Annotated in this window: 12 protein-coding genes and 1 pseudogene; 11 read left to right on the top strand and 2 right to left on the bottom strand. The window is 65.1% G+C overall.

Translation table 11 applies throughout. The annotated features are described in order from the left end of the window. Positions 1 to 10: 10 nt before the first annotated feature. From KF724_09795 to KF724_09835, 9 genes and pseudogenes are all read left to right on the top strand, one after another. A pseudogene (locus KF724_09795) lies at positions 11 to 718 on the top strand (response regulator transcription factor). A gap of 28 nt (positions 719 to 746) precedes the next feature. Then, a complete protein-coding gene (locus KF724_09800) occupies positions 747 to 1,943 on the top strand; it encodes a PAS domain-containing protein (GenBank protein ID MBX3355976.1) in 1,197 nt (398 codons plus the stop codon). A gap of 150 nt (positions 1,944 to 2,093) precedes the next feature. Continuing rightward, a complete protein-coding gene (locus KF724_09805; GenBank protein ID MBX3355977.1) occupies positions 2,094 to 3,089 on the top strand; it encodes a PstS family phosphate ABC transporter substrate-binding protein in 996 nt (331 codons plus the stop codon). A 140-nt stretch (positions 3,090 to 3,229) separates the two neighbouring features. Beyond that, a complete protein-coding gene (gene pstC / locus KF724_09810) occupies positions 3,230 to 4,390 on the top strand; it encodes a phosphate ABC transporter permease subunit PstC (GenBank protein ID MBX3355978.1) in 1,161 nt (386 codons plus the stop codon). Beyond that, on the top strand, positions 4,387 to 5,616 hold the full coding sequence (locus KF724_09815) for a phosphate ABC transporter permease PstA (protein ID MBX3355979.1): 1,230 nt from the start codon (positions 4,387 to 4,389) through the stop codon (positions 5,614 to 5,616). The genes pstC and KF724_09815 overlap by 4 nt, the downstream gene beginning before the upstream one ends. Positions 5,617 to 5,654: 38 nt before the next feature. After that, positions 5,655 to 6,500, top strand: coding sequence for a phosphate ABC transporter ATP-binding protein (locus tag KF724_09820; protein ID MBX3355980.1), 846 nt, complete (start codon positions 5,655 to 5,657; stop codon positions 6,498 to 6,500). 34 nt (positions 6,501 to 6,534) lie between these two features. Next, the gene (gene phoU / locus KF724_09825) at positions 6,535 to 7,191 is read left to right on the top strand and encodes a phosphate signaling complex protein PhoU (protein ID MBX3355981.1); all 657 of its coding nucleotides are present in this window, start codon (positions 6,535 to 6,537) and stop codon (positions 7,189 to 7,191) included. A 394-nt stretch (positions 7,192 to 7,585) separates the two neighbouring features. Further along, positions 7,586 to 7,720: a 50S ribosomal protein L34 gene (locus KF724_09830; GenBank protein MBX3355982.1), complete on the top strand. Its 135-nt coding sequence runs from the start codon at positions 7,586 to 7,588 to the stop codon at positions 7,718 to 7,720. Next, positions 7,717 to 8,274: an AAA family ATPase gene (locus tag KF724_09835; protein MBX3355983.1), complete on the top strand. Its 558-nt coding sequence runs from the start codon at positions 7,717 to 7,719 to the stop codon at positions 8,272 to 8,274. Before KF724_09830 ends, KF724_09835 begins: the two co-directional genes overlap by 4 nt. A 6-nt stretch (positions 8,275 to 8,280) precedes the next feature. On the opposite strand, the gene rnc is transcribed toward KF724_09835, so the two are convergent. Both rnc and KF724_09845 read right to left on the bottom strand, forming a co-directional pair. Further along, positions 8,281 to 9,036, bottom strand: a complete 756-nt coding sequence (rnc, locus tag KF724_09840) for a ribonuclease III (GenBank protein MBX3355984.1) — start codon at positions 9,034 to 9,036, stop codon at positions 8,281 to 8,283. Positions 9,037 to 9,211: 175 nt separating this feature from the next. Next, positions 9,212 to 9,565: a PilZ domain-containing protein gene (locus KF724_09845; GenBank protein ID MBX3355985.1), complete on the bottom strand. Its 354-nt coding sequence runs from the start codon at positions 9,563 to 9,565 to the stop codon at positions 9,212 to 9,214. A 377-nt stretch (positions 9,566 to 9,942) separates the two neighbouring features. Here KF724_09845 and KF724_09850 point away from each other — a divergent pair, with 377 nt between their 5' ends. Together KF724_09850 and KF724_09855 are read left to right on the top strand one after the other, a co-directional pair. Continuing rightward, positions 9,943 to 10,947 (top strand): undecaprenyl-diphosphate phosphatase, encoded by a 1,005-nt coding sequence (locus KF724_09850; protein ID MBX3355986.1) that lies wholly within the window; start codon positions 9,943 to 9,945, stop codon positions 10,945 to 10,947. A 144-nt stretch (positions 10,948 to 11,091) separates the two neighbouring features. Beyond that, the gene (locus KF724_09855) at positions 11,092 to 11,568 is read left to right on the top strand and encodes a hypothetical protein (GenBank protein ID MBX3355987.1); all 477 of its coding nucleotides are present in this window, start codon (positions 11,092 to 11,094) and stop codon (positions 11,566 to 11,568) included. The last annotated feature ends 28 nt before the right edge of the window (positions 11,569 to 11,596 follow it).

Here is an 11,596-nt window from a genome sequence, read left to right on the forward strand (position 1 = left end):
GAAGACCAGTGTCCTGATCGTGGAAGATGAACCTGCGATCGCAGAGCTGATTCAGTTCAACATCGAGCGTGATGGAATGGTGGCGCGCGTGGTGCGATCCGGGCGCCAGGCGCTCGATGCCATCAAGCGCGAAACGCCGGATCTCGTGATCCTCGACCTGATGCTGCCGGAAATGAGCGGCATGGAAGTCTGCCGTCGCCTGAAGCAGCAGGAGGCAACTCGCAACATCCCCGTCGTCATGGTGACTGCCAAGGGCGAAGAGGCTGATGTGGTCGCCGGCATTGAGCTCGGCGCCGACGATTATGTCACCAAGCCGTTCAGTCCGCGCGTGCTGGTCGCGCGCGTGCGGAATGTTCTTCGCCGCCGACAGGGCGGCGACCCGGCCGAGGAAGCGACACCCGATCGAATCGTCGTGGCCGGAGGCGACCTGGTGATCGATCCGGGTCGTCACACGGTCATCTGCCGCGGCAAGACGCTCGACCTCACGCTCACGGAGTTCATGCTGCTGCAGTACCTGGCGCAGCGACCGGGCTTCGTTCGAACACGGGATCAGATCATCGCCGCCGTGCATGGCCGTAACACGGTCCTCTCCAGCCGAACGGTCGATGTGCACATCACCGCGCTGCGTCGAAAGCTAGGTGATCTCGCCGATTGCATCGAGACGGTGCGGGGAGTCGGCTATCGTTTCTCCGAAGGCGTCGGCGCCTCATCGGAGTGACCCCGCCATCGAGACAGATCCCGCCATCATGGTTGCCACCCTTCTTGGTGCGGCCGCCATCGGCGCCACGGTGGGCGCCATGCTCATGGTCCGCTCGCATCGTCGTGCGACGGCCGACCTTCAGGCCCGCGCTGCGGCGGTCGAGAGTCGGGCCCGGCTCCTCGAAGCCCAGCTCGCCTCGCATCAGCTCGTCCTCCAGTCGATGACCACGGGCATCGTGGCGCTCGATGAACAGCAGCGGATTGTCTCGATGAACGCCGCCGCCGAGCGTCTCTTCGGCATTCCCGGCGGCAGTGCGCGGGGTCGCCTGCTCCCCGAAGTCGTCCGCGCTCCGGAGGTTCATCGCTTCGTCAATGATGCGATCGCCGCAGGTGGTTCAGCGCGCCGGGAGATCACGCTCGACTCCGCATCGGCGGGCATTCTCCAACTCGCCGCCGAACCCATGCTCGACCCGCGCGGCACACCGGCTGGACTCCTGATCGCCGCCGACGATGTCACCGCCGAGCGCCGCCTCGAGGCGATGCGGAGCGACTTCGCCGCCAATGTGAGTCACGAGCTTCGAACACCGATCACCAACATCAAGGGCTATGTCGAGACGCTGCTCGACATCGGCTGGGAGGACCCCGGGCGCGCGCAGCAGTTCCTCGGTGTCATTCGTGACAACGCTCGACGGCTCGCGCAACTGGTCGAGGACATTCTCTCGCTCTCTTCACTCGAACAGCGCCAGGTCCATCGACGACTTCAGTTCGAGCCGGTGGAGTTGCGAGAACTGGTCACCGGCGTGCTCGATGAAATGCAAGGCACCGCCGAAGCTCGTGAGATTCAACTCATGAACGAAGTCCCCGAGGGGCTCACCGTCACCGGGTCGAAGTCGCTGCTCGGGCAGGCGGTGGTGAATCTCGTGCAGAACGCCGTCCAGTACAGCGCACCTCGCACCACCGTGCGCGTCCGCGCTGAGGCTTCAGGCGGGCAGTGCACCATGTCCGTGCACGATCAGGGACCGGGCATCGCGGCGAAACATCTTCCGCGACTCTTCGAGCGCTTCTATCGAGTCGATCACGGTCGATCGCGAGAGGCGGGCGGCACCGGCCTGGGGCTCGCGATCGTGAAGCACATCGCCATGGTGCATGGGGGCAAGGTGTCGGTCGAGAGCGAACTTGGGCGGGGCAGCACCTTCACCATTCAGCTTCCCAAGGATCAACGGCAGGTCGAGCTCGCGGCGTAGCGTTCCCGTGGTGTTTCGGGAGGGCTGCAGACCTCAACTTGCCAGCATTCGCATCCCCGATTTACACGATCTTCACATACGCTGGAGAAAGTGTGGCCGTGGGTGGCGGGGTTGCCACCCGCAACTCGATTTCCCCAGGAAGGACTCAACATGACATCTCCCAAGATTGCCACCCTCTCCGCGTTGACGCTCGGCGTCGCGGCGCTGGCTGCCGCGCCGCAGGACTACAAGGGCCTGCCCCGATCCGCAATCCGGATCGATGGATCTTCCACCGTCTTCCCGATCACGGAAGCCGTCTCCGAGGAGTTCGCCAAGGTGGCGCCGCAGGTGAATGTCACCGTCGGCATGTCGGGAACCGGCGGCGGATTCAAGCGATTCTGTGCGGGTGAGACGGACATCTCGAATGCGAGCCGTCCCATCAAGAAGAGCGAGGCCGACCAGGCGGCCACCAACAAGATCGAGTTCATCGAGGTCCCGATCGCCTTCGACGGACTCACGATCGTGACCCACAAGGACAACACCGCCGTCGACAAGCTCACGGTCGATGACCTCAAGAAGATCTTCCTTGCGGGCAGCCCCGCTCGCACCTGGCAGGATGTGAACCCCGCGTGGCCGGCCACTCCCATCAAGATCTTCATCCCAGGAACCGACAGCGGCACCTTCGACTACTTCAAGGAAGTCGTCGTCGGCAAGGATGGCAATGTCCGCCCAGACATCACCGTCAGCGAGGATGACAATGTGCTCGTCACCGGCGTCGCCGGCGATCGCAGCTCCATCGGCTTCTTCGGTTGCGCGTACTACTTCGAGAACAAGGACAAGCTTCGCTCCATTCCGATCGTGAACTCGAAGGGCGTGGCGGTTGCCCCGACCACGGAGACCATCAGCAATGGAACTTACGAGCCCCTCAGCCGACCGCTCTTCGTCTATGTGAATCGCAAGGCAGCCGATCGCCCCGAGGTCGACGCCTTCGTTCGCTTCTACCTCGAGAAGGTTCCGACCCTGGCCGGCGAAGTGGGCTATGTGAAGTTCCCCGAGTCGGTCTACGGCAACGCGATGACGAACTGGAAGAACCGGCGAACGGGCTCGCAGTTCATGGATGCCCAGGGCAATCCGGTGCACGGCCCGATCACGACCGTCTACAAGTGACCTGAAGCCGGGGCATCCGGTGCGGATGCCCTCGGTGTGATTGAACCAGACCCGGGCGGCGGCTGCCGCCGCCCGGGTCATTCGTCCTCGGCGAACCATCTTCAGGCCACAGTTCGCCGCCCTTGGCGTGCCTCCTCACGATGAGCAGCAGCTTCCAGGCAATCCGAGATGCCGCCGCAGCAGCCGCGGCCGCCGCAACCCGAGGCAAGGTGCGTTCTCGCGCCGGCCGGGCTGCGAGCGATCGCACGATGCGCGTTCTTCTCTTTGCAGCCGCGCTGTTTTCAATCGTGACAACAGCGGCGATCATCATGGTGCTGGTCGTCGAGACCGCTGGCTTCTTCACCACCACCTTCCCTGCCCCGTATCTGGTGCAGGAGGGGGACAACGCCGACTCACTTGCCGCCCGATTCGGTGGGACCGAGGCTCTGATGGCGGTGAACGACGGCGCTTGGCCTCCCGATCGTGGCCTTGAGCCGGGGACTTCCATTCGCATTCCCAAGCGCGTCTCGCCGACGGAGTTCCTCTTCGGCACTCGATGGGAGCCGCTTCTCGGCGCCGAACGACACTTCGGAGTGCTCCCGCTCGTCACCGGAACTCTGATGGTGACGGTGATCGCCGCCGCGTTTGCGCTTCCGATCGGACTCATCACCGCCATCTATCTGAGCGAGTACGCCAAGGAGCGCACCCGGGCGGTCATCAAGCCGATTCTCGAAGTGCTCGCCGGCGTCCCCACGGTCGTCTATGGCTTCTTCGCGCTGATGGTCATCACGCCCTACGGTCTTCAGGCGCCGGCGAGTTTCATCACGGGACTTCTTCGCGGCGAGCCCATGCAGGTCTTCGGTGGCTTCAATGCAATGGGCGCCGGATTGGCTGTGGGCATCATGATCCTGCCGATCATCAGCTCCCTCTCCGACGACGCGCTCCGAGCCGTTCCGCGTTCGCTCCGCGAAGCCGCCTTCGGGCTCGGCTCGACGCGATTCGATGTCAGCGTCCGTGTGGTCGTGCCCGCGGCTCTTTCGGGGATTACCGCATCGTTCCTTCTGGCGATGGCGCGGGCGGTCGGCGAGACGATGATCGTGGCTCTCGCCGCCGGCGGCATGGCGCAGCTCTCGCTCAATCCCGCCGACCAGATGCAGACGATCACGGCATACATGGTGCAGATCTTCCTGGGTGATGCGCCGGCGTTCAGTATCGAGTACCAGTCGAGCTTCGCGGTGGCCGCCGTCCTCTTCGTCATGACGCTCACCATGGCGGTGCTGGGGTCGATCATTCTTCGCCGCTTCCGGGAGGTGTACGAGTGAGCCGCGCCCTCTCACCCGGTCAAGCGCCGCCCACCGAGCCGAGGCGCCGCACGGCCGCGCAGATCCTTGACGCGGCCGTGCCGACTTCATTGGCGGCTCGAAACAATCTCAATCGCGCGTTCCTCGTCATCTGTCTCTTCTGCACGACAGTGGCGATCATCGTTCTCTCCCTGCTGCTCATCTCGATCACGATCCAGGGAGGACACTGGCTCCTCGAAGCCGAGAAGGTCGCCGCGTTCAACACGGCGTGGTCGCTTCCGGGCCCATTCGAGAGCTTCGGGAATGCCACGCTCTACCTTGGTGCTGGACTGGCCGCGCTCCTTGGCGTAATGCTCTTCGTGCCTCTCCCGCGGCCCGTGCTGCGCACTGGCCAGATCATCTTCGCGCTGCTCTTCGTGTGGGCGGCGTGGAATCTGTGGGGCTACCTGCGGTGGGACTTCTTCACCTCGTATGCCTCGCGCTTTCCGGCTCAGGCTGGAATCCGCGCGCCACTCTGGGGCAGCATCTGGGTCTGCGCCATCTGCGGGCTGGTGGCGCTTCCGACCGGCGTGGCCACCGCCATCTATCTCGAGGAGTTCGCCCCCAAGAATCGCCTGACGAACTTCATCAGGTTGAACATCTCGAACCTCTCGGGCGTGCCGAGCATCGTCTACGGAATCATCGGACTGACCGCCTTTGCTCGCCTCTTCAACATCTTCGGGACCGCCCGCGACAAGCCGGGATTCGAATTCGGTACCCCGGACAGTTGGTTCTACATTCGCCTCCCCTTCGGCTCGGGAGTCCTCGCCGGTGGACTGACGCTGATGCTGGTGATCCTGCCCATCGTGATCATTGCGAGCCAGGAGGCGATCCGTGCCGTGCCGAACTCCCTGCGACAGGGAGCGCTCGCGATGGGCTCGACGCGCTGGCAGATGGTGTGGCGCATGACGCTTCCAGCAAGCATTCCAAGCATCATGACCGGCGCCATCCTCGCCATGAGCCGGGCGATCGGTGAAGCGGCGCCGCTGCTGGTCCTGGGCGTGCCGCTCTTCCTGCGGAGAACTCCTGAGAACCTGATGAGCGAGTTCACCGTGCTGCCGCTCCAGATCTACCGCTGGGCGGCGGATCCCCGAGTTGACTTCCGCGATCTCGCCGCCGCAGGAATCGTGGTGCTGCTCGTGGTGCTCCTGACCTTCAATGCCCTGGCCATCTTCATTCGCACGAAGCTTCAGAAGCCGCTCTCATGACCCAGACCTCCCGCGATCCGCACCTGAAGGGATCTACCATGACCACCCCGCCCAGCCGCGGGCCGACACTCGCCTCCCCGACTGCTGGACTTCCGACCAAGGCCCCGGACGCGGCCGAGAGCGCGGCGCCACCCGTGGCGCTGACGACTCGACAGTTTTCGAGCTGGTACGGCACCTTCAAGGCGCTGCATGAACTCAATCTCGACATCCCTGCGCGGCGCGTGACGGCGTTCATCGGCCCCTCGGGCTGCGGCAAGAGCACCTTCCTGCGCTGGATCAATCGGATGAACGACACGATCCCGAGCGCGCGGGCCGAGGGTGAGCTCTCGCTGCATGGCATCGATCTCCTGAGCCGACAGGCCGATGTCGTCGAACTCAGGCGCCGCGTCGGCATGGTCTTTCAGAAGCCCAATCCCTTCCCGAAGAGCATCTACGACAACATCGCCTTCGGACCGCGACTGCACCGCCGAATGAATCGGAGCGATCTCGACGAGGTGGTCGAGCAGTCACTGCGTGCAGCCGCCATCTGGGATGAGGTGAAGGATCGACTCAAGGCCTCGGCGCTCGGGCTCTCCGGCGGTCAACAGCAGCGCCTCTGCATTGCGCGAGCGCTGGCGGTCGGCCCCGAAGTGCTGCTCATGGACGAGCCCTGTTCGGCACTCGACCCCCGCAGCACGGCGAGCATCGAGGAGCTGATCCGCGAGCTCCGCGCGCAATACACCATCATCATCGTCACTCACAACATGCAGCAGGCGGCCCGCGTCTCCGACCAGACCGCCTTCTTCTTCGAGGGCAAGCTCATCGAGAGCGGCCCCACCGACACGCTCTTCACCAACCCGAAGGAACGGCAGACCGAGGACTATGTCACCGGTCGCTTCGGCTGAGCCCTCACCCGCCGCCCGCACGGAACATCCATCCATGGCCGTTGATCTTCGCAACGAACTGGTCGAACTCCGACGCAACCTCCTTGCCATGGGCGCGCTGGTTGAACAGCGTGTCACCAAGGTCATCGAGTCGATGATCGACGGCGATGTCAGCGCCGCGGAAGCAGTCCGCAATGGCGACAACGAAGTCGACGCGATGGAGGTGGAGATCGAAGGCATCTGCATGCGGCTCCTCGCGCTCGCGCAGCCGGTGGCAAGTGATCTCCGGTTCATCCTCGCCACAATCCGAGTGTCGGGGGAACTCGAGCGGATCGCCGACCTGGCCCGGGGCATCGCGAAGAAGCTCATCAAGCTCTCCGCCGTCACCGAGATCGAGATGCCGCCGGCCATGACCGACCTCGCCTTCGCCGCGCGCACGATGCTGAGCGATGTGCTCGCCGCGCTCGCGAACGAGGATGCCGCCCTCTGCCGGCAGGTCCGCCGCGCCGATCGTCGCGTGGACGATCTCTACAAGGAGATCCTCGCCTGGGGCCGGAAGGAGATTCCCGAACATGTCGAGGCGACAGGAGCGGCCATCGACATCCTGACCGTGGCCCAGCGCTTCGAGCGCATGGCCGACATGACCACGAACATCGCCGAGGATGTCATCTTCCTCGTCGAGGGTCGGGTTGTCCGCCACGGCGGGCAGTAAGCAATTGACCGACGCGCGTTCGAAGAATTGAAGCCGGGGCAAAGGGGAGAATCGCGGCCACACCCGGGTTGAGCCCTGCTTGCGGCACCTCACCTGCGACAGAGACTCCCACCTGAGCCCAAAGGGCAAGCGTCGGCCGCTTGTCGGTGGTGGCCTCCTCACGCATCGCCCAGACACTCCCACGGGACCCACGAGGCAATCGTCACCCGCTTCCCGGCAATGGCTTCCAGGCCTCGGGCGGACCGTCACGCGGGCACCCAAGAGGCGCGCATCGGCCGCTTGCCGGTGCTGGTCTCCTCACGCCTCTCGCAGATGCTTACGCGGGGCCTCGAAAGGCCTGTCTGCATGACCTCTTGCTCCCCCGCCAAGGGGTCGTTAGACTCCCCGATTCGCCATGCACTACCCCCACCGCGTCAGCCGAATCAAGAAGGTCCGATCCGTGGGCTTCCGCGCTCGGATGAGCACGCGCAAGGGCCGCAAGATCATCAACCGGAAGCGCCGGCTCGGCCGCCGCATCCGCGTTCGGTGAGCCCGCCCCCCAATCTGGTCCTGATCGGCCTCCGCGGCAGCGGCAAGAGCACGCTCGGGCGAGCTCTCGCCGAGCGTCGGCGGGCTGAGTTCATTGATCTGGACGATCTCATTGCCCTCGACTCGGGTTTCGAAAGCGCTGGCGCCGCCCTTCGATCGCTCGGTGAGCCGGCATTCCGGGCTGTCGAGCGTCGAGTCTTCGAGCGACTGCTTGCGTCGTCCGCGTCGGGGGCCGCCGAACCTGCGCAGCGGGTGATCGCGCTTGGAGGGGGTACGCCCACGGCGCATGGCGCCGAGAGCCTGCTTGAGTCGGCGAAGGCGCGGGGAGCCATTCGCATCGTCCTTCTGCACGCGGACACCGGCACGCTCTGCGACCGCATCGCGCGCAGCGGAGTCCTTCGCCCCTCACTCACCGCTCTCACACCGAGGGAGGAGATGGACGCACTCGCCGCCGCGAGGCTCGGCCTCTACCGGCGGCTTGCTGAAGGCGAGATCGACACGACCCTGCTTGATGCCCACGCGTCGCTCGATGCGCTCGATGCCGCGTGGAAGTGACCTGGCTCACTCCTCGTCGTCGGAGGTCGTCACCGGCAGCGACAGATCAGTGAGCATCGGCTCGCCCGAGTCGGTCTCGACGACCAATCCCATCGTCCGCAACGCTTCGAGTGCGGCGAGCTGCTCCGCTTCCTTCTTCGAGTTCCCCCAGCGGGGCGGGAAACGGTCAGTTCCGCTCTGCACACAGACCTCGAAGCACTTCGCGTGATCGGGCCCCTTCTCATCGAGAATGGTGTAGATCGCCGGAGGCCTCGATTGTTCGAGGAGCGCCTGCTGCAATGCACTCTTGAAGTTGTACTGGTGACCGAGGCGCGTCGCCTGCTCCACACGACCTCGCATGTGCTTCAGGATGAAGTCGCGCGTCACCTCGGGACCTGCGTCGAGATAGAGCGCTCCGATCAGTGACTCGAAGACCGCCGCGGAGACCGACGGAGGAAGCCCGAAGCGGGCGGACATGCCCTTGCCCAGCAGAAGCAGACGATCGAGCCCGAGTTCGACGGCGATCTCGGCGCAGGCGCGTCGGCTCACCACATGGCTCTTGATCTTGGTGAGCTCGCCTTCGAGGAAGTCCGGGTTCGTCCGGTAGAGGTACTCGCAGATGATCAGTCCGAGCGCCGCATCGCCAAGGAACTCGAGGCGCTCGTTGCTCTCCACGCGCGACGACGCGATGCTCGCGTGCGTCAGCGCACGGTCGAGAAGGGACACATCGTTGAAGGTGTGCCCCAGGATGTCTTCGGCGGCGGAGCGGATGTCCGGATCCATGCAGCAGACCTGCATTGCCTCGATCGGGGAGGCCGTGCACGAGATGCCGCGCCCGGTCCAGGGCGCTCCCGGTGGGAGCGTGCTGGATCGATCGCGATTGAAGCCCGCCCGACCGGGCTCCCGATGTATGGCCCGCCGGAACAGTGGCGGAACCGTGGCGAACGATCACCGCGCCTCAGGCGGCGCGGATCAATTGGTACGAGTCGAGGAGCCCTTCGAGGCGCGCCTCATCTCCCGGAGAACTGAACCCGATGAACTCGGCGCCCATCCGGCGTGGCCCGGGATCATCCGCCTCGTCGTAGACGCGCACCACTCGTGCGGTGACTCGAATCGACTCTTCCGGCGGCACGATCAACTCAAGTTCAATTGCGGAGCCGACCGGGAGTGCCCGATCCACTTCGAACCGGAGGCCCTTCTCGGAGATGTCATAGACATGGCCGGTGAGCCGCTCCGTGCCATCGTTGGGAGTGACCGCCACGCTGCTGTACGCAGGCTTGACGGGGAAGCGGCTGGCATCGCGGCGATTCATTGGACCTTCGTCAGATGTACGCGAATGCGGGGGGTCTCGATCGCCCCCTACGGCTTCTTTCTTGGTTTCCACGACTCTGGCCTCGCCTCTGTTCTCGGTACGGTCGCTCATGGAGAGTTCCTTTCTCCGTTATCGGGAATCCTGCCCCTGACCTGAACCGCGCTTACCCCCTCGGCCAAGCCTCGTCTAAATCTGCCGCGAATCATCAGCGATACAAACCAAAACATCAAGGTTTCCGGTCCTGTATCCCCCCGAATGGTCGATTCTGGATCCCATACCCTGTCGCCCCCCCCAAGCCCTCCCATGATTGAGCCCCGCCACCTGATCCCCGTTCCTCATCTGTGTCGCTGCCGCCCGGGGATGAGAAGAGGCTCGCGTTGACCATCCTTGACGCCATCATCCTTGGGGTCGTCGAAGGGATCACCGAGTACCTCCCGGTGAGTTCAACCGGCCACCTGATCCTCACGGCCACGCTGCTGGGAGTGGGCCACGGGGCTCCGGGCGATCCAGCGGCCGCCGGCGATCTGCAAAGTGTGAATGAGGCCGTCAAGAGCTTTGAAATCGTCATTCAGGGCGGGGCGATTCTCGCGGTCGCCGGGCTCTATTGGAAGCGTGTCCGCGACATGGTGGCGGCGCTCGCGCTGGCCATTGCGGCGTTGGCGGGCAGGCTCGGGGGCGCAAGAAATGCAGCCTTGCTGGATGAACCCACCTGGCGAAGCCTTCGCCTCTTTCGAAATCTGGTGGTCAGCTTCCTGCCCGCGGCGATCGTCGGCGTCACCATCGGGTCGCTCATCAAGAGGCACCTCTTCTATCCCGGGCCGGTCTGTGCGGCGCTCCTGGTCGGTGGTGTCATCCTGATCGCCACGGGGCGCTGGCAGAGGCGGCGACATGCGGAGAGTCGCCATCTTGCGGCGGAGGTTGATGACTTCCCCGAGGTCACGCTGCGCCAAGCGATCATCATCGGGTTCGCCCAGATTCTCGCGCTCTGGCCAGGCACGAGCCGCAGCATGGTGACGATTCTCGGCGGCGTCTTCAGCGGACTCTCCCCGCGGCGGGCTGCGGAGTACAGCTTCCTGCTGGGGCTACCCACGCTGGGCGGAGCGACCGTCTACGAGTTGCTGCGTGCATGGCGCGGGGCCCACTCGATCGACGGCGGCGAACCCATGCGCGGGTGGGCGGGCATCCAGGCGCTCGTCGACGGTAACGGCGGCTGGGTCCCGGTCACGGTGGGCGTGGTGGTGGCGATGATCTCGGCGGCGCTCGCGATCAAGTGGCTGGTGCGCTGGCTTCAGAATCACTCGCTCGAGATCTTCGGGTGGTGGCGCATCGTGGTGGCGCTCGGTTTCATCGGAGCGATCTGGATGGGGTGGATCACCCGCTGACGCTGGGGATCGACGGGGCTTGTCATCCGCGGGCGAGTCGGGCGACGAGTGACGCACACCGGGAGTGATGTGTGGGAACGCAGCGTGTTTGCGGCCAGCGAGGTCGAGCCGGATGCGCCCTTCACCTTGCCCTAGAATCGGGCCATGGGTCAGGTCGCCCTCGGATTGCGAAGTCTTGCGTTCCGAGTTGCGACCTTCGTGGCGCTCGCCGCGCTCTTCGCCTGGATGGTCGGCGGCACGCTCTTCCCCGCGGCGCATCGGGTGAACCTGCCTTCATGGGAGTTCGGCGGAAGCCGCTGGAATTGGCGCGTCACCGGCAGCAGCACCCAATCGGGACCGACGGCCTGGACCCTCTTCGAGCGAATCAACGATCGCCCGGTGGAGCGGCGCTTCGACCTCGCGGGCACCTGGCGCGAAGTGCGCGGGCCGGCTTTCGATGGCGAAGCGATGGTGCTCGCCATCCTCGTCGAGCCCGGAGCGCGGGATCGCCCCCCCGAGTGGTGGTCACTGCGGATCGACGCCTCCCCGGCCCCGGAGCGGCGTGTCGAGCGAAGTCGGCTGCCTGAGGCACCGATGGCGAGCGGATCGACTCCGCTCTCAACCGAGACGCGCGAGCCCTGAGCGACGGCGCCGATCACTGCGCTGCCGC

It is taken from the genome of Phycisphaeraceae bacterium, from assembly GCA_019636735.1.
Lineage (GTDB): Bacteria > Planctomycetota > Phycisphaerae > Phycisphaerales > SM1A02 > VGXK01.

Bases quoted from the DNA above. Each gene is read 5' to 3' on its own strand.
- rnc (MBX3355984.1), bottom strand. From the start codon at position 9,036: ATGGATCCGGACATCCGCTCCGCCGCCGAAGACATCCTGGGGCACACC.
- pstC (MBX3355978.1), top strand. From the start codon at position 3,230: ATGAGCAGCAGCTTCCAGGCAATCCGAGATGCCGCCGCAGCAGCCGCG.
- KF724_09800 (MBX3355976.1), top strand. From the start codon at position 747: ATGGTTGCCACCCTTCTTGGTGCGGCCGCCATCGGCGCCACGGTGGGC.
- KF724_09830 (MBX3355982.1), top strand. From the start codon at position 7,586: ATGCACTACCCCCACCGCGTCAGCCGAATCAAGAAGGTCCGATCCGTG.
- KF724_09855 (MBX3355987.1), top strand. From the start codon at position 11,092: ATGGGTCAGGTCGCCCTCGGATTGCGAAGTCTTGCGTTCCGAGTTGCG.
- KF724_09805 (MBX3355977.1), top strand. From the start codon at position 2,094: ATGACATCTCCCAAGATTGCCACCCTCTCCGCGTTGACGCTCGGCGTC.
- phoU (MBX3355981.1), top strand. From the start codon at position 6,535: ATGGCCGTTGATCTTCGCAACGAACTGGTCGAACTCCGACGCAACCTC.
- KF724_09820 (MBX3355980.1), top strand. From the start codon at position 5,655: ATGACCACCCCGCCCAGCCGCGGGCCGACACTCGCCTCCCCGACTGCT.
- KF724_09845 (MBX3355985.1), bottom strand. From the start codon at position 9,565: ATGAATCGCCGCGATGCCAGCCGCTTCCCCGTCAAGCCTGCGTACAGC.